The 17,998-nt window shown below is 42.9% G+C and carries 13 protein-coding genes and 1 tRNA gene; 1 reads left to right on the top strand and 13 read right to left on the bottom strand.

What is annotated here, in order from left to right; translation table 11 throughout:
* Positions 1-4: 4 nt before the first annotated feature.
* From B158_RS0107920 to B158_RS0107905, 4 genes are all read right to left on the bottom strand, one after another.
* On the bottom strand, positions 5-1,477 hold the full coding sequence (locus B158_RS0107920) for a sensor domain-containing diguanylate cyclase (RefSeq protein ID WP_026309312.1): 1,473 nt from the start codon (positions 1,475-1,477) through the stop codon (positions 5-7).
* A gap of 87 nt (positions 1,478-1,564) precedes the next feature.
* Entirely contained in the window at positions 1,565-2,260 is a 696-nt protein-coding gene (gene trhA / locus B158_RS0107915) for a PAQR family membrane homeostasis protein TrhA (RefSeq protein WP_018624830.1), read from the bottom strand.
* A gap of 108 nt (positions 2,261-2,368) precedes the next feature.
* The gene (locus B158_RS0107910; RefSeq protein WP_018624829.1) at positions 2,369-4,258 is read right to left on the bottom strand and encodes a sensor domain-containing protein; all 1,890 of its coding nucleotides are present in this window, start codon (positions 4,256-4,258) and stop codon (positions 2,369-2,371) included.
* A gap of 284 nt (positions 4,259-4,542) precedes the next feature.
* A complete protein-coding gene (locus B158_RS0107905) occupies positions 4,543-6,567 on the bottom strand; it encodes an oxidoreductase (protein WP_026309310.1) in 2,025 nt (674 codons plus the stop codon).
* Positions 6,568-6,801: 234 nt separating this feature from the next.
* Between B158_RS0107905 and sppA the strand changes: the two genes are divergently transcribed.
* The gene (gene sppA, locus B158_RS0107900) at positions 6,802-8,679 is read left to right on the top strand and encodes a signal peptide peptidase SppA (RefSeq protein WP_228127079.1); all 1,878 of its coding nucleotides are present in this window, start codon (positions 6,802-6,804) and stop codon (positions 8,677-8,679) included.
* Positions 8,680-9,090: 411 nt separating this feature from the next.
* Here sppA and B158_RS0107895 read toward each other — a convergent pair.
* The 9 genes from B158_RS0107895 to nhaC form a co-directional block, all read right to left on the bottom strand.
* Positions 9,091-9,167, bottom strand: a tRNA-Asp gene (locus B158_RS0107895).
* A gap of 167 nt (positions 9,168-9,334) precedes the next feature.
* Complete coding sequence (locus B158_RS0107890) at positions 9,335-9,784, bottom strand: YcgN family cysteine cluster protein (protein WP_018624826.1); 450 nt, start codon at positions 9,782-9,784, stop codon at positions 9,335-9,337.
* Positions 9,785-9,786: 2 nt separating this feature from the next.
* On the bottom strand, positions 9,787-10,053 hold the full coding sequence (locus tag B158_RS0107885; protein WP_018624825.1) for a YcgL domain-containing protein: 267 nt from the start codon (positions 10,051-10,053) through the stop codon (positions 9,787-9,789).
* A gap of 27 nt (positions 10,054-10,080) precedes the next feature.
* Positions 10,081-11,235, bottom strand: coding sequence for a ribonuclease D (rnd, locus tag B158_RS0107880; protein ID WP_018624824.1), 1,155 nt, complete (start codon positions 11,233-11,235; stop codon positions 10,081-10,083).
* Between the two features lie 44 nt (positions 11,236-11,279).
* A complete protein-coding gene (gene fadD / locus B158_RS0107875) occupies positions 11,280-12,938 on the bottom strand; it encodes a long-chain-fatty-acid--CoA ligase FadD (protein WP_018624823.1) in 1,659 nt (552 codons plus the stop codon).
* A gap of 125 nt (positions 12,939-13,063) precedes the next feature.
* Positions 13,064-13,930, bottom strand: a complete 867-nt coding sequence (locus B158_RS0107870; protein ID WP_018624822.1) for an alpha/beta fold hydrolase — start codon at positions 13,928-13,930, stop codon at positions 13,064-13,066.
* A gap of 276 nt (positions 13,931-14,206) precedes the next feature.
* Positions 14,207-15,073: an MBL fold metallo-hydrolase gene (locus B158_RS0107865; RefSeq protein WP_026309309.1), complete on the bottom strand. Its 867-nt coding sequence runs from the start codon at positions 15,071-15,073 to the stop codon at positions 14,207-14,209.
* Between the two features lies 1 nt (position 15,074).
* Positions 15,075-16,526 (bottom strand): transglutaminase-like domain-containing protein, encoded by a 1,452-nt coding sequence (locus B158_RS0107860; RefSeq protein WP_018624820.1) that lies wholly within the window; start codon positions 16,524-16,526, stop codon positions 15,075-15,077.
* Positions 16,501-17,961: a Na+/H+ antiporter NhaC gene (nhaC, locus tag B158_RS0107855; protein ID WP_018624819.1), complete on the bottom strand. Its 1,461-nt coding sequence runs from the start codon at positions 17,959-17,961 to the stop codon at positions 16,501-16,503. The genes B158_RS0107860 and nhaC overlap by 26 nt, the downstream gene beginning before the upstream one ends.
* Positions 17,962-17,998: the final 37 nt, after the last annotated feature.

The following is a 17,998-nucleotide window of genomic DNA, read 5'->3' as shown; positions in this document are numbered from 1 at the left end:
AGTCTCAATTTTTGTTCGGATGACAATAAGCAGTGGTTCGATTTTTACCTTGCTCTTTTGATTTATAAAGAGCCTTGTCAGCTTCTGCCAACAACTCAGTTTCGGTGATTCCTCGGCTAGCCAGACAGGCAATGCCTATGCTGATTGTCACTGAGTGTCTCGTTCCATCGGGGGCTGTAAAAACTTCTTCAGCGACTTCATTTCTGAAACGTTCCATCGCATTCTTACCCGATTCCATATCGGTTTCAGGTAATAAAACCGCAAACTCCTCGCCTCCGATTCGAGCGTAATAATCAATATCTCGACAGCTCGACCGCATAACTTGTGCCAGCCTGACCAGAACATAATCGCCAAAATCATGGCCGTAGGTATCGTTAATATTTTTAAAATCATCAATATCCCAGATCACAGCACAATAAGTATGACCAAGTCGCACCGAGCGATGATGCTCTTTGGTCAGTGCTGGCATGAAAGCGCGCCTATTTGGAAGGCCGGTCAATACATCATGTTCGGCAGCCAGCTTCCAACGCTCCCCCGATTCTTTTGCTAACCTCATCTGGTATTGCTGTAGTGAAAGCCCAAAAACGGTAATCGCACAAGCGAATGTGAAAGCCATCAGTTCAAAGGCCGTAGCTTGGTCAGTCATGGCAACAAAAGGCCCCAAATCAAAATGGGTTGCAGTGATTAAGCTGATAAAGGTTAAAGTACTGATACTGGCAACGGTCAATAATCTCAGCTCAAAGCTCATAATAACCAGTACCGGAAGAATTAAGTAGATGATGGCTGGATAACGCCAAATGCCAAGAAGAAAAATAAAACCTATCAAAACCATTGATAAACAAAGCCCAATTGAAGGCTTTTTAAATTGTATGGGATCAAGTTTCAGGCTGTTATACAGCTGATAGACCATCAACATCCCCAATGAATTTGCCAGAAGCAGACTAACGAAAAACTCTTCCAGTTGATGGCTTACCAGGTAACCACCAACCCATAAATTAGCCGTTATTACGGTGGCGGTCATTAGCGGGGGAATAATACAAACCCACCAGATGAATTTAGATAGGGTTTTGGGGTTTATGACTCCTCGTGGTAGATATTTTGCAAATAACAACATAGCGATATAGCTTTCAAGCCCATCGGCTATTGCAGATATCAGTGTGTGTAACTTTGCGGCCTCTACCGTACTGACACTCATTCCGGGCAAGTTTACGTAATAGGCAGCGATAATGATGAACGGAACGGCTTTCCAGCCCCAGCGCAGGCACATTAAAAAACCGATGCCGGAGGGTAACCAAAGCAGACTGATATTGCTGGGGAATAAGGTAAATAGGCTCATGCCAAAGCGGGCGCTGGCATAATAAGCAACAGCAGACAACAGAAGAAATATAATTGAATAGAGGCTGGTACTGCGTTTCCCTACTCTAAATTCCTTGTGACCCTTTTGATGTATTTGAGTTAGATATGATCTTATTAGCATAATTCCCCGTCCATGCACCGCTCAATTTACTTGATCAGGCATGGATAGGCAATTATGAATGTATATTTTTTACACAATTTTTAGCTGTTATATCACATAAAGATAAACAGCCAGGAAGTGACAAACAGCTCCGCCAAGAACAAATAGATGCCAGATTGCATGGTTAAAGGGGATTTTCTTATCAGCTGCATAGAAAATTGTGCCTAGTGTATAGGACAAACCTCCGGCAAATAATAACCACAATGCCGGAGCTGGAACCTTCTCCAGCATTTCTTCTGCAGCAACAACTATGACCCAACCCATAAGGATATAAGTGATTAACGATACTCTGGGAAATCTCTGCTTGAAAGCAACCTTAAATATGACACCAAAGAATGCCAGCCCCCAGATAATACCAAATAACACCCATCCCCAGACACCGTTTAAGCTAACCAGAACAAATGGCGTATAGGTACCGGCAATTAAGAAATAGATGGCACAATGATCAAAGGTTTGGAAAACCTTTTTAATCGACTCAGGCTGAAAGCTGTGATAAAGCGTTGATGAAGTAAATAAAATGACCAGGCTGATGCCATAAACTATCGAGCTTGCAAGCTTCCAGCCATCACCTAGTTGCACAGATGTCATGATCATCATGGTCATGGCGGCAACGCTTAGCAATGCCCCTATACCATGGGTTAAGGCATTGGCAACTTCTTCGCCAATACTGTAGGTATGTTCGGTTAATTCGACATCAAGATGAGCATAATTATGCTCTTCAGTGTTCTCTAAATGGTTTGACATAGCCTGCCTTTGTTCAGATCCGACCAGATGCCGCCATCTTCGCTGACATTGAGCTTCAGGTCAATAGTTCAGCGTACACTTGTTAGTTGAAATGTGAGAAAGGTTGAATCAGGCGGCAAGGTACTGCTGGAAGAATTGATTTGATGGAACCGGTTTGCTGAGCCAGAAACCCTGTGCCTGGTCACACTCATAAGTGGTTAGGAGATCTAGAGTATGCTCATGCTCTACCCCTTCGGCAATAACCGAGAGTCCGAATAGATGAGCAATTTTAATAATTTCAGCCACCAGAGAGTGTTGAATTTCTGACTCCTCCAAAGAACGGATGAAACTATTATCAATTTTTAGTTTTTGAATGGGGAGTTTCATTAGGTAATTAAAAGAAGAATAACCGGTACCAAAGTCATCAATAGAAATGTTAACTCCCATATCGCTAATGACCTGTAAGCGAGCAACTGCATTATCAATGTCCGATATGAATGCCTGCTCTGTTATTTCAATTTCGATGCAGCTTGAACAAATACCATATTTATCAATTAGGCTTTGTAAATCATCAACCAGGTTACCATGTTGGAAATACCGTGGTGTCACATTAATGCTAACTGGGCAACAGCAGTTACCATCACACTTCCATTGTGCAATATCACGACATACCTGCTCTAGTACCCACTGACTGATTGGTATGATCATGCCATTGGATTCTGCTTCTGCAATAAACTCTGCTGGACTCATCGGTTGGTCATTGTTATTCCAACGAATAAGAGCTTCAACACCCACCATCTTTTTATCAGCAAGAGAAAATTTTGGCTGATATTCGAGATAGAACTCTTGGTTGCGTAGCGCCCTACGTAGCGATGTGCGCATTGATAATCGAAACTTTGAGTAACTATCAAAGTGAGTTGAGTAAAAACTGTAGGTGTTTTTGCCATGCTTTTTGGAGTTGTACATGGCCATGTCAGCTTTTTTAAGTAGCTCACCTGCTTCAGAGCCATCATCGGGATAGAGGGCCACTCCAAGCGAAGGTGTAATATAAATTTGGTTAGCTCCCAGCATTATCGGCGTATCAAGAGCATGTTTAATTCTATCCAACACATCCACTATTGCTTCGCGGTCTTCCACATCCTCTAACATGATGACAAACTCGTCTCCTCCAAGCCTGGCGAATGTATCATGCTCTCGTAAAGCCACTAATATTCTTTGAGAAACCTTCTTTAACAGCAAGTCACCCTGGGCATGACCAAAGCTATCGTTAACGGTTTTAAACTCATCCAAATCAAGAAATATAACGGCCAAAAAGTCTTCTTTTCGCTTTGCCAACTCCAGGGCATGCTCAAGGCGCTCGGAAAATAAAGTTCGGTTTGGTAGATTAGTTAATTCGTCATGATAGGCAAGGTATCTTGCTTCTTTTTCTTTGAGTTTTAATTCGGTAATGTCTTTGATGGTCCATACCATGCCCTGAACTTGCCCATCAAGCTCTAAAGCCTTCGCCTTACATTCATAAAAGCATCCGTCATTGTGTTCAATCAGAATGCTATTACTATCTTCCTGGTTAACGATAGCTTTTCGGATCTGATTAAAAGCAATTTGTGGATTTTGAATATTTTTTAAAAATCGACGGCAAATTTTTTCAAAGCTCAGGGATTGGATTTCTGTGGATGTCATATTCAGCATTTTAAGAGCGGTATCATTATATGCTGTGGGAAAACCATGTGAGTTTATCTGGATAATACCATCGTATCCTGCGTCCATTGTGGCTCTTAATTTACGGATACTTTGTTCCAGTTCAACTTTGGCTTGTTCGAGCTCCGATAACTTACCTTGCAATTGATTAAACCGACTTCTCGATTCACCGTTACTAGAGGACAATGATTGCTCATACCAATGACGCTCCTCTTCCGCTCGCTGATAGGCTTGGTCAATGGCATTAAGAAATTCATCGGGTAGCTGTTCGCTATCACCATTCAGGTAATTTTTGATTTGACGGTTCAATAATTTGTGCATGATTACCGTCCATTTGTGTTGCGTGAACGGGCAATTGTTTTGACTGATTGATTTCTGTAGGAAAGTAACTGAGAGCGTAAAAATGCAAAGGTAAAAGTAACCACTGTAAAAGTGGCTAAAATCGAATGTGGCAAAAGTTCCATAATCCAAGCCATGAACTAACCCTAAATTTGTCCTTCTTAAGGTTAGTTCTACCACTTCATATTTGCATTGTCAATTTAGCTGAAACACCTAACTGTTTAATTTTTGGTACACTTTTAATGCATATTTGCATAGAAATGCGGTTATATTTGGAATGCAAGCTCCGTGCCCTGACGAATAGCTCGCTTTGCATCCAGCTCTGCTGCCACGTCTGCTCCACCGATAAGATGAACTGGAACCCCTTTGTCGGCAAGCTCATCATACATAGCTCGCAAGGGAACCTGGCCGGCACAAATAATAACGTTATCAACCGCCAATAATTCTTGTTGGCCGTTGTCATGTTCTATTAACAACCCTTCATCATTGATTTGTTTGTATTGAACACCGGTTACCATACGAACATTTTTATGCTTCAAACTGGCGCGATGAATCCAACCTGTAGTTTTGCCAAGTCCCTTGCCCATTTTGGTGGACTTACGCTGCAACATGACGACTTCTCTTGCAGCAGGATCAAACTCAGGTGCTTTCAGTAAACCGCCCGGCAATTGATACAGTGCATCAATGCCCCACTCTTTCAACCATTCATCAAGATTCAAGGTAGGTGATTCACCTTCATGAACCAAGAACTCTGAAACATCAAAGCCAATGCCACCCGCACCAATTACAGCAACTTTCTGCCCGACTGGTTTTTTATGCCACAAAACATCGATGTAACTCATCACTTTCGGACTTTCAATCCCGGGAATATCAGGTGTTCTTGGCAAAACACCGCTCGCCAATACCACTTCATCGTATTGCCCAACCAAGTCTTCTGTTTTGATGGTAGTAGCAAGGTGTAAATGAACACCAGTTAGTTCGAGCTGCTTTTTAAAGTAGCGTAATGTTTCGTAAAACTCTTCCTTACCTGGGATCTGCTTGGCAATATTTAGCTGACCACCAATTTCTTCACGCTTATCAAATAAATGAATTTCATGGCCACGCTTACTGGCTTCGGTTGCAAAAGCAAGGCCAGCGGGCCCCGCACCAACCACTGCTACGCGTTTCTTTTTATCGAGAGGCTGAGCAACCAGCTCTGTTTCATAGCAGGCACGAGGATTAACCAAGCAGGTAGCGCGCTTATTCTTGAAGACATGATCGAGACAAGCCTGATTACAGGCAATGCAGGTATTAATTTCATCGGCACGATCCTGCTCAGCTTTAATGACAAACTCAGCATCAGCAAGCAGCGGTCGAGCCATGGATACCATGTCTGCAGTACCACTACTGATAATCTCTTCAGCAACGTGCGGCATGTTGATTCGATTGGAAGTAATTAACGGTACTGATACTTCGTTACGTAATTTTTTCGTGACCCAGGCAAAGGCTGCGCGAGGAACCGATGTAGAAATAGTTGGAATTCGAGCTTCATGCCAACCAATACCGGTGTTGATAATGGTTGCGCCAGCATTTTCTACTGCTTTTGCCAGTTGCACAACTTCATCCCATGAACTACCGCCTTCAACAAGATCCAGCATAGATAGGCGATAAATCACGATAAAGTCATCGCCAACAGCTTCTTTGACAGCTTTGATGATTTCTAGTGGAAAACGAATACGGTTTTCATAACTGCCACCCCACTCATCAGTTCGATGGTTAGTACGTTTAACGATAAACTGATTAATCAGATATCCTTCCGAGCCCATGATTTCAACGCCATCATAACCAGCCTTTTTAGCCAGCTTGGCGCAATTAGCATATTGCTCGATGGTTTTTCGAATACCACGCTTCGACAAGGCTTTGGGAGTAAATGGTGTGATTGGGGCTTTTAGCTTGGAGGCTGATACCGAGAATGGGTGATAGGCATAGCGACCGGCATGTAGAATCTGAAGTGCAATTTTGCCACCAGCTTCATGCACGGCTTCGGTAACAATTTTATGTTTCTTGACCTGCCAGCCAAAACTGAGCTGTGAAGAATGGGGAGCCAGGCGTCCACGAAAATTGGGCGAAATGCCGCCGGTAACCATTAAAGCCACGCCACCGCGGGCACGCTCCGCATAAAAAGCCGCCATCTTCTCAAAGCCACCTTTTTCTTCCTCAAGGCCGGTGTGCATGGAACCCATAAGCACCCGGTTTTTAAGTGTTGTAAATCCTAAATCGAGCGGTTCAAGAAGATTTGAGTATTTCACGATAGCGTCTTTTTTTGTGATTAGAGATGGTCTTAAGTCTACTGGTATAACCAGATCAAGGCAATCCCTCGCAGCATTTGGTAAAGTACATATTTAATTACAAAATGAAAGAATCCAGAAAGCTTGCTAAAACAATGAGTTAAGAAAAATAATTAAATTCCGCACTAGTCATAAAACAGGCTATTTGTATAGAATGTGTTCGTTCCAAATTATTTTAACTAGAAAAGGTATTTTCACGTGTCACAACCAAACTCAATGATCGGTAAATTCTTTTACCGTATATGGAAGACTATCGATGTGGCAGGCCGACTAATGATTGGTCTTATCGCATTAACCATTTTCATATTGTTCGTTCGCAGCTGCACCAGCGGCCCTGACCTACCAAGGGTTGACGACGGTGCTGCGCTTATCCTGGCTCCAAAAGGCGTTATCGTTGAACAGGAAACCTATCTTGACCCTATCGAGCGCGCCATGCAGGAAGCTCAAGGTATAGCTCCTAATGAAACCTCTATCTATGACCTGCTCGATGCTATTGAGTATGCAAAAAATGATGATCGCATCAGTGTTATGGTCATTAACGTAAATAGCTTACAAGGCGTTTATGCTGGCATCAGCAAATATCAGGATTTGCGTGAAGCTATTAATGAATTCAAAGAAAGCGGCAAAAAAGTTATCGCCGTTGGTGATTACTACATGCAAGGTCAGTTCTATCTTGCTTCTGCTGCTGATGAAGTCTATATGAATCCATTTGGTATGTTGATGTTTGAAGGTCTAGGCGGCAACAATACCTATTTCAAGTCAGCATTAGACAATCTCGGTGTTAATGTTCACGTGTTCCGTGTCGGCACCTTTAAATCAGCGGTAGAACCTTTCATCCGTGACGATATGTCTGAAGCTGCCAAAGAAGCTAACCGTGAGTGGATGGGCGACTTGTGGACACATATGAAGCAAGATCTTGCTGCATCACGCGACATGTCTGTAGAAGAGTTTGATGACTTTGTAGAGAACTATCTGGTCAAGTTTGAAGCAGTCAATGGCGATAGTGGTGAATTAGCGGTTCAGGAAGGCTTTATCGATAAGCTAATGACTCGTGGTGAATTCCGCCAGTATATGATCGACATGGTTGGTCTGAATGAGAAAAAAGACTCTTATAAAGCAATCGGTCATAAAAACTACCTGAAGGCTGTCCGCCCATTAGTAGAATTACCAAGCAACAAAGACACCGTTGCGGTAATTGTTGCTAAAGGTGAAATTGTTGATGGTAGTCGTAAAGAAGGTGTTATCGGTGGTGACAGTACCGCTCGCTTGATCCAGAAAGCACGCCTTGACGACAAAGTAAAAGCTATCGTACTTCGTGTTGATAGCCCAGGAGGCAGCGCCTTTGCTTCAGAAGTGATTCGTAGCGAGCTTGAGCGCGCACAGAATGAAGGCAAAGTTGTAGTTGCTTCAATGGGCGGTGTCGCAGCATCTGGTGGCTACTGGATTTCAGCTACTTCCGATGAAATCTGGGCACACCCTACTACGATTACTGGCTCAATTGGTATCTTCGGTATGGTTCCAACCTTTGAAGAACCATTAAACAAGCTAGGCGTTCACCGCGATGGCGTTGGTACAACCAAGTGGACTTTAGCCTTCGATCCGATGGATGGAATTTCACCTGAGTTTGCTCAGCTAATACAACGCAGTATTGAGCGTGGTTATGACCGCTTCCTTAGCCTGGTTGCAGAGGGTCGTAACATGACCAAAGAAGAAGTGGATCAAATCGCACAGGGCCGTGTCTGGTCAGGTGAAGATGCGCACCGCTTAGGTCTAGTAGATCAGCTCGGTGATCTTGAGGATGCAATTGAATCAGCAGCTAAGCTTGCAAACATTGGTGATGACTATGCAGTAAAATTCATCAAGCGTGAGTTGAGTGCCGAAGAAGTCTTTATCCGCAACTTGCTCGAGAATGCGAAAGCTGAAGGTAAGCTTGATGCAGTTATTGCTCAGCTAAACAATGGCGAGACAGACATCATTGGTCACGTTCTAGGACGCGCCCAAAAGATCGTCAATATCTTCAACAACTTCAATGATCCAAACCACGTCTATGCACACTGTATGTGCGTTGGCGAATAACCTACTCGGTTAGCAAATAAAAAAGGCGCTATTGATTAGCGCCTTTTTTTACTTGCCCAAATACAATAGGCATAAAAAAAGCAGCCAAAGGCTGCTTTTTAATATAGTGGCGGAGCGGACGGGACTATCAATTACATCCCTGTAATTGACCACTTCGTGGCCGTCGTCACTTCGTTCCAATCTTCATCAGTTTGTAGGAACAAACTGAAACGGCTTTAGCCGGCCTGCTTGCAGGTGGATTACAGGGATGTAATCCATAAAATCGCTCCTGCAATTTTCACTTGGAATTGCTCCTGCATTCCAAGCATTCACTTCATCCATGAAGCTTGTCGAACCACGCTTCGCGGGTTCTTCGTCCCTGTTAAATTTAGATAAAAAAAAAGCCTGCTCGAAAGCAGGCTTTTGATATAGTGGCGGAGCGGACGGGACTCGAACCCGCGACCCCCGGCGTGACAGGCCGGTATTCTAACCAGCTGAACTACCGCTCCGCAGTATTTGTTAATTCTCTGAAGAGTATTAACAGGTGTTTCGCTGGTGACCTCATCGGTCGACGGAGCGCATATTACTTTCGTTCTTAGGGTAGGTCAACAACTTTTTTATAAAAATATTTAACTTTTTAAAAATCCGATTAAATGCTGTGCAAATTGGTTATATTTCAGTCGGATAGCGGGATCCAGGAGATGATTCGATCCTCAACTTCCTCTGCCGTTAACTTGGTTTCAGAAATCACTTTACCTTGAATGCTATGCCCTTTTTTATGCACCAATTCCTTATCACCAGAGATTAAGTAATGCCAGCTGGGAAGATCCTTACCCTCCGCTACCAATCGATAAGCACAGGTGTCTGGCAACCAGAAATACTCTTCAATAGTTTCTGGAGTCAGCTGTACGCAGTCAGGTATTTTCGAGGTTCTATTTTGATAGTCTTTACAGTAAAGAGTATCTGTGTCCAAGAGGCGACATGAAACATCAGTTTGCATCAGCAGGTTATCGTCATCATCGATAAACTGAACACAGCAGCATTTGGCACAACCATCGCACAATGACTCCCATTGTTCATGGGTCATATCTTTTAACGATGTAGTAAGCCAAAATTTATCGGTCATAGTTACTTTTTTCCAGCAATAAGCCGTGCGATTTCTTCTTCGCTGGGAGGCATTTGTAAGAAATACCCCTCTTCTTCTAGCTTGGCTTTAACTTCACTAATGTCGCAAAGGGCAAGCGTTTGACGCTTCTCTAAATCTAGGTGCATCACTAGCTCAGGGGTCCCCCAGACCTGGATTAATCCTTCTGGTAAGTCTTCAAATTTACTGTCATAGGGAATATAAAGGTAGGTCTCTGGCTTCTTGGCACTTTTATAAATACTGCACATCATAATCGGGTTCTCACAAACTATTACTTTTTAAATAAATTCCTGCATTGCCTGTTTAAATGGCTTCTCAAGCAGGTTCTGACGCCAGCTATTCCAGAATCGATTGGGCCGGCCCTTATAGCCTAAGGTCATCTTGATATAATACTCGATCAATCGACGATTACATAAAGCCTCGGTTGGAATATTATGGTCTTTACTGACGTTCTCCACTTCAGCCTTTAATGCAGCAAACATTTTTTTACTCTTGGGTATCTTATGGAACGGCTGCAGCGATTCAGGCCATTTGGATTCATCAATCTGATCCGCGAGTTCAATTTGACGTATTAATTCTGCACCATATCGTCTGATACTTCCCCGGTTACACCCCATTGAAAGTAGATCACTGATATTAGTCTTTTCCTTCTGGCAGACTTCAATTAAATGGTGATCTCTGAAAACAAAAGTTTTAGGGATATTATTGTCGCGGGCTACCGTCTCACGCCATTGAGCCAACCTTTGCAAACGGTTGAGTTGGAACCGATTAAGTCTGAAAGCACCCTTCACTTTTAAGTAAGTTTCTGAATAATCGTCGGCTTGAATGATGGCTGCAAACATACTGTTAACATCCTCAATCACGCACTCAAACAAGCCTTTCTCCAACAGACTATCGCGTAATCGATAATAAACCGGCAATAAATATTGAACATCCTGTGCAGCGTAAACTTTTTGTTCTTGAGAGAGTGGTCGTTGTAACCAGTCAGTTTTAGTGTGCTCTTTATCCAGCACAATGCTTAGGAAGTGTTCTACGATATTACCGTAACCAACGCTAAGCCCAATGCCATCAATTGAAGCTGCGATCTGAGTATCAAAGACTTGATTAAACTCAAAGCCATATTGATGATAAAGCGCTTCCAAATCTTCACTGCAACTATGAAAGGCTTTCACAATCGACGTTGATTTGAATATTTCTTCTAATGCGGAAATATCTTCAAATGCTAATGGATCAATCAAATAGATTTCCTGTCCATCATAAATTTGAATTAGCGCCAGTCGATGAAAATAGGTATTGGTACGATCAAACTCAGTGTCTACGGAGAGGACATCAAGTTTACGCCAGGTCTGACAAAGTTCTTCTAAACGCTCAGTAGAAAGCACAGTTTCTACATGAACTGAATCTTGATGCTGATCTAAATGAAATCGTGCCAATTAATGTGCTCCTGGCGCTCATCTATGAGCGCCATGGGATAGGATTATTTACGGAGTTCTTTACGAAGAATTTTGCCAACATTACTTTTCGGCAACTCCTCGCGGAATTCAACAACTTTAGGAATTTTGTAACCCGTTAAATGCTCACGGGTATGTTTGATAACATCATCTTCAGTGAGAGTGCTGTCTTTTTTAACCACAACAACTTTAACAACCTCACCTTTAACATCATCTGGTTCACCAATGGCAGCAACTTCGAGGACGCCTGGATGCAATGCAACAACATCTTCAATTTCATTAGGGTAGACATTAAAGCCCGACACCAGAATCATATCTTTCTTGCGGTCAACTATCCGCAAATAGCCCTTTTCGTCAATTGTGGCCATATCACCGGTAGCCAACCAACCGTCATCCTTTAATACTTCAGCGGTTTCTTTTGGGCGGTTTAAGTAACCTTTCATGACCTGTGGGCCTTTGACCCAAAGCTCGCCTGGCTGGCCAATTTCAACTTGATTACCCTCTTCGTCACGAATTTCGATATCTGTTGAAGGAATCGGAAGACCAATAGTACCGTTGTAAGATTCAAGATCTAACGGATTCATACTAACAACGGGCGATGTTTCTGTAAGACCATAACCTTCAAGAAGTGGGGTTTTCGTTAGCTCCTGCCACCTTTCAGCAACAGACTTTTGCACTGCCATACCGCCGCCAACCGATAGTTTCAACTTACTGAAATCCAGCTCACGGAACGCAGGCGTATTGAGCAGGCCATTAAATAAAGTATTAACACCAGTCATGGCAGTAAATGGATATTTTTTCAGAGTCTTACAAAAATCCTTCATATCACGTGGATTGGTGATATAGATGTTATGGCCACCCGCCTTTGCGAACAGCAAGCAGTTAACGCACAATGAAAAAATATGATACAGAGGAAGTGCCGTTATGATGGTTTCCTTTCCTTCGTTTAGAAACGGCCCCATCCAGGCGTGAGTTTGCAGCACGTTAGCAACCATATTGCGATGAGTAAGAACTGCGCCTTTAGAAACCCCTGTAGTACCACCGGTGTACTGTAAAAAAGCGGTGTCGTCTGAAGTCAGCTCAACTGGACTTGGTTCCTTGGCAGCACCTTTTTGCATGGCATCCACAAAGTTGTGCGACTGCTCAAGATTAAAGCTGGGAACCATCTTCTTAAAATGCTTTACAACAAAATTAACGATAAAGCGTTTAGGTTGTGCGCACATATCGCCAACCTGAGTAACGATAATGTGTTTTAGATTAGTTTTATCTGCTACTTTTTCCAGCGTATCACCAAAATTGGCCAATATGACAATGGCATTGGCTTCGCTGTCATTCAACTGATGCTCGAGCTCGCGAGGTGTATAAAGTGGATTAACATTAACTACAGCAAGCCCTGCACGGAATGCACCAAAGAGACAAACAGGATATTGCAGAAGGTTTGGCATCATTAGTGCCAGCTTATCCCCTTTCTGTAAACCCAGTTCATGTTGCAAATAGGAAGCAAAATCACGGGCTTTCTGATCAAGCTCGCGGTAGGTTAAGGTGACACCCAAATTGGTTACAGCTGGCCTATCACCAAACTTTTCGACACTTTCGTCGAACATGGCCAATAGACTTGAGTACTGATCAGGGTTGATGGTTTCCTGAACCGCTTTTGGATATTGCTTTAACCAGATTTTTTCCATGTAGCTTCCTGTTTATAGCTAAGATTAATAAAATTTATGGCCAAGAAAAGTAACCGATTGTATCGAATAAGGCAACTTTTAACGGCCAGTTAAGTTATTTTAGCTGTAACTTTTATTATTAGGTTTCAGTCTTGATTAAATTTTGCCCAGAACTTCAAAATTGCTTGTGACACTTCTTCTGGGTATTGCATGTGCAAATGATGGCCACCATCAAGATCAATCCATTCCGAGCTATTTAAAAAAGATAGTCTTTTTTCGATGGCTGCCTTTTCCTGCAACATACCCTGCTTACCGCGAATAAATAACACCTCAGCCGTTACATTATTCATCAAGGCCTCAAGTTGCGGTTCAGTCATTCGAATCCAGGAGGCATTCTTTAGCCTGGCATCGCTTGACCATTGATATCCGCGGTCACACAAAGTAACGCCTCGTTCAATGAGTGGCAATAAGGTTTCAGCACTAAGCTCGCTGACTTGAGCCCTGGCGTTCGCTGCATCTTCAATCGAATTGAAATAACGTTTCTGACTACGCTTCGCCTTACGCTGTTCAATGGCCTGAGCCAGCTGCTCAATGGTCTGCTCCGGTGTCGAAATAAAAGGTCCAAGCGCATCGATTGAAATCAGACTTTTAACACGATGTGGGGCAGCACCAGCATAAATCATGGCAAGTGCAGCTCCCATTGAATGTCCTAAGATATGGCATTTTTCTATCTTAAGAACGTCAAGTGCTCCATCAATAATTGATATACCTGAAACAAACTGATAATCGGCATCTTCTGATAAATGCTCGGATTGACCATGACCAGGAAACTCAATGGCAATAAGGCGATACTTATCAGCAAGAAATGGTGCTAAATAATGGAAAGTGGCTGCATTATCGAGCCAGCCATGTAAACAGAGAATGGGCTCAGCTTGTGGATCTCCCCACTCTAGAACGGCAACCTTATTATGATGAATCTGGAAGTGGTATTCCTGATCAAATTTGACGTGCATATTTGATTAACTCTTCATTATTTATCTGTTGCACAGAATACCATAGCCCATAAAAAAAGGGCCATTTACATGGCCCTTATGAGGAAATAATTACTCATAAAAAGAGAAGTGACAATGACAACCAGAAAAACAAATCCACAATTTTGCATCTAGCCAAGACTGCTTCATTGCTTTTCGTATATATTTTGAACAGTTGTCATGAATAAAGTTCAACCAAATTGACAATTTTTTATGCAGTTATTCTAATTTAGTAAACTATATTTTCTTAACAATAAGTTACATCATTTTTTTAACAAGATGCTTTAAATTATCTTTAGTCGTAAAGCGACCTTTTTCATCCTTTGTAACCTGACCAAGGCAAGTATCTGGATCATGAGTAAAGTACAGATAGCCCTCTTCCTCAATTAAACGGTCAAGCAAAACCTTCTTCTCTTCAATCAGATTTTCTGGGAAACGGTCATAACCCATGGTAATTGGAAGATGAACCCATGGAACCCCAGGAATCAAGTCCGCGGCAAACACTACTGGCCCCTGCCCTGTTTCTATTTCAGTAAGCAACATGCCAGGCGTATGACCGTTTGAGACGAAGAAATGATAATCTTCACCAAGCAAGTCGCAAGATTCACCTTCAATCAAATGCAAACGCCCCGTTTGCTCGATTAAGTCAGTAAGCCCCGGAATAAAGGAAGCCCTGTCACGAGGATGTGGATTCTTAGCTCGTTCCCAGGCTTCTTTTCCAATAATAAATTCAGCATTAGGGAACAACAGCTCAGCCTGCTTTCCTTCCTGCCACTGACTAAGCAGACCACCAGCGTGGTCAAAGTGCAAATGAGACAATACCAATAAATCAATATCTTCATGACTCAAACCCGCATCTTTCAGTGACTTTAAGAGCACGTGCTCATCTTCCTGCACTCCATAGCGGTCTTTAAATTTAGGTTCAAAGAATGCACCAATACCAGTTTCGAAAAGTATATTTTTGTCACCATCCTTGACCAAAAGAGCTCGACACACCAGGTCAATGCGATTCTGTTCATCCACATCGACCCAGCGCTGCCATAAAGCCTTAGGAGCGTTGCCAAACATGGCCCCGCCATCCAGTTTCTGTGAGTTACCTAGAATTGAGTAAAACTGTTTTGACATCTTATAACCTTTTAGATTCTTTGCTGTTTTCATCTTTATAGTGAATTTCTTCGAGCTTGAAAGCAAATCGTGAATGACCTTCATTGTCTCTACTGTCAAAGTTCATTGCTGCGGGTATATGAGTGCTGGTGACTTCAACCAGATTCCAGGTGGGATCAACTGCGACCCAGTAGCCGTCAACTAACGCTTCAACCCAGACATGGCCACCGAAACGCTTTTCATGATCGCCCAGATAAACCAAACCATTAACCTCTCGGGCCGGTATATTTGCGGCAGCCAACATTTCTATTAACAGCTGACTGTATTCGGTACAGTCACCGACCCTGCTACGCAGAATATCATCGACATTAAAACCAGCAGGAACTGGCTGGTAATTGAGGTAATCATAAACGAAGCCAACCAGCTTCTGCACCTTCAACCAATCATTGTCCATATTGGCTGTAGCTTCCAAAGCCAGTGTTTTGGCGATGGGATTAAGTTTGGTTTCTATTGAGGCTATATGCTCTATCTCATCAACAGAAGCTTTATATTGACTGCCTGTAGATAATTTAATGGTCTCATTCTCACGATTGACTGAAACCGATGGATGGTGTCTGAACCAGTCTAACTCGCCGTTTAGCAGGCTTAATGTCATTGATTGAATCTGATTAGCAGCGCCTAAGGGTTTATCAACCACAACACCACTATTCAGATACAGATCATCTTGCATTTCGGGATTGAGGGTTACACGACGCGAACTGGCAACATATTCCATGCCGTTGGCGAAAGAATGAAGCTTAAAGCTACCATCCCCAGATACTTGATGCCAACTGACCTCTTCATTGGGATGGTGCTGTTGCAAGGTAACGCTGGACGGATCTGATTTTACTGCAATCAATTCATAATCAGTGGTTTCAACCAGAAAATCCTGTGTATTGAGGGTCTTAGCCTGGAAACTTTTTGCTGGTTGTGGAGTTCTTTCAAGATAACTTGAAACGTAAAAGTAGTCGCTCAGGGTGTAATCTACAGCGGCAAGAGATTTTTGATAGTGTTTGCCATTGCGCCATTCCTCAAGCCGTAGCTGCCCATCATTTATAAATTTTGCTTCAACCTCTAGTTTCGGCTCTTCTGTGTAAAGTTTTCCGCTAATTAATTGATATGGCGGCTGATTTGAAAAGTTGAGCTCACGTATATAACGAAAATGGAAACGACGGCCCTGGACTCGACCTTCAAGGTAATCGCTTTCTATAACAGAAACTTGGTCATGAGTTCTTTCAAGCTCAACACTGGCTCGTCCGACAGCCTGGTTGTGCCAGTTAATTTGATACCACTGCTTGAATGGTTTGATGCTGGCGGCGTCCCAGCGATATTGGGGAGAGGACTCTCGCAGTCCCAGCCACAATAGGGCAACAACTGCGAGTATTAATGCACAGAATAGAAAATAGCGTTTAAATAGCGTCGTTGGCCTCGTCATGCTTGGCTATTTTAAAGTTCAACAGACCATAAATAAAGGAAACTATCGGATTTGCCAGATTAAAGAAGGCATATATCCAGTAAGCACCTGTAGCAACGCCTAACGTTGCCGCCATATAAGCACCGCAGGTATTCCATGGGATCAATGGTGAGGTGATGGTTCCAGCATCTTCCAGCGTTCTCGACAGGTTCTTCGCATCCAGTCCACGACGCTTAAACTCAGCACGATACATACGGCCCGGAAGCACAATGGCGATATACTGATCCGCGGCGATAACATTCATGCCAATACAGGTTAGGAGAACAGAGCCTATTAGAGAGCCAGTGGACTTGGCCATGCCAATAATTGAGTAAACCAGTTTATGCAATAAGCCAGTTTTTTCCATTGCTGCACCGAAACTCATGGCACAGATAATGAGCCAGACAGTATTAAGCATGCTAGTCATACCACCGCGGCTCAAAAGCCCATCAAATATTTCATCGCCGGTACTGATTGAAAAGCCATTAAACAAAGCAGTCCAAACAGCAGTAACGTATTGCATGGTCACTGACAATTCGCCGTTATTTACAAATTTGGTGATGACCTCGCCCTGAGTCAAGATAGCAAACAGCCCACCCAATAAAGCACCAATCAAAATCGTTGCTACTGCTGGTACTTTCTTGATGGCCATGGCAAAAACTGCCACCAATGGAACCAACGACCAAAGAGTAATATTAAAATTAGCATCCAATAAAGCCAAAGTGGACTCAAGCTCCAGATTTTCCGCTGGAACATCACTGGCTAAACCAAAATAAGTAAACAGTACCAATGCAATAATTAAAGAAGGTGTGGTGGTCCAAACCATATGACGGATATGAGTAAATAAATCGGTACCGGTAACAGCTGGAGCCAGGTTAGTGGTGTCCGATAAAGGCGACATCTTGTCACCAAAATAAGCACCGGAAATGATGGCGCCGGCAGTTATGGCTGGATCTAGACCAAGCCCCTGAGAAATACCGATCAGACCAATACCAACGGTGCCTGCAGTGGTCCAGGAACTACCAATACTTACGGCAACAATGGCACAGATAATACAGCTAGCAACATAGAAAAAGTCAGGAGACAAAATCTGCAAACCATAATAAATCATGGTCGGCACTGTACCAGCGAGAATCCAGGTACCGATTAATGAACCTACCATCAAAAGGATCAACATGGCTCCCATCGCAAGGCTAATGCCATCGACAATACCTGCTTCTAGTTCCTTCCAGGTTTGTCCATTAAACAAGCCAATTAAAATAGCAATCGCTGCACTTAAAATCAGAGCAATTTGATTAGCTCCGTATGATGAGTCACTACCGAATAACTTTACTGAGAAAAACAACAGTACAATTAAAAAAACTACAGGCACCAGGGCCTGTAGCATACTCGGCTGTCTATCCGATGAATCAACCATGTTTATTCCTACTTATATGTCTAACTTAAGAACTGTT

It is taken from the genome of Kangiella aquimarina DSM 16071, from assembly GCF_000374105.1.
Lineage (GTDB): Bacteria > Pseudomonadota > Gammaproteobacteria > Enterobacterales > Kangiellaceae > Kangiella > Kangiella aquimarina.
This window is presented reverse-complemented; position numbering and strand designations above follow the sequence as displayed.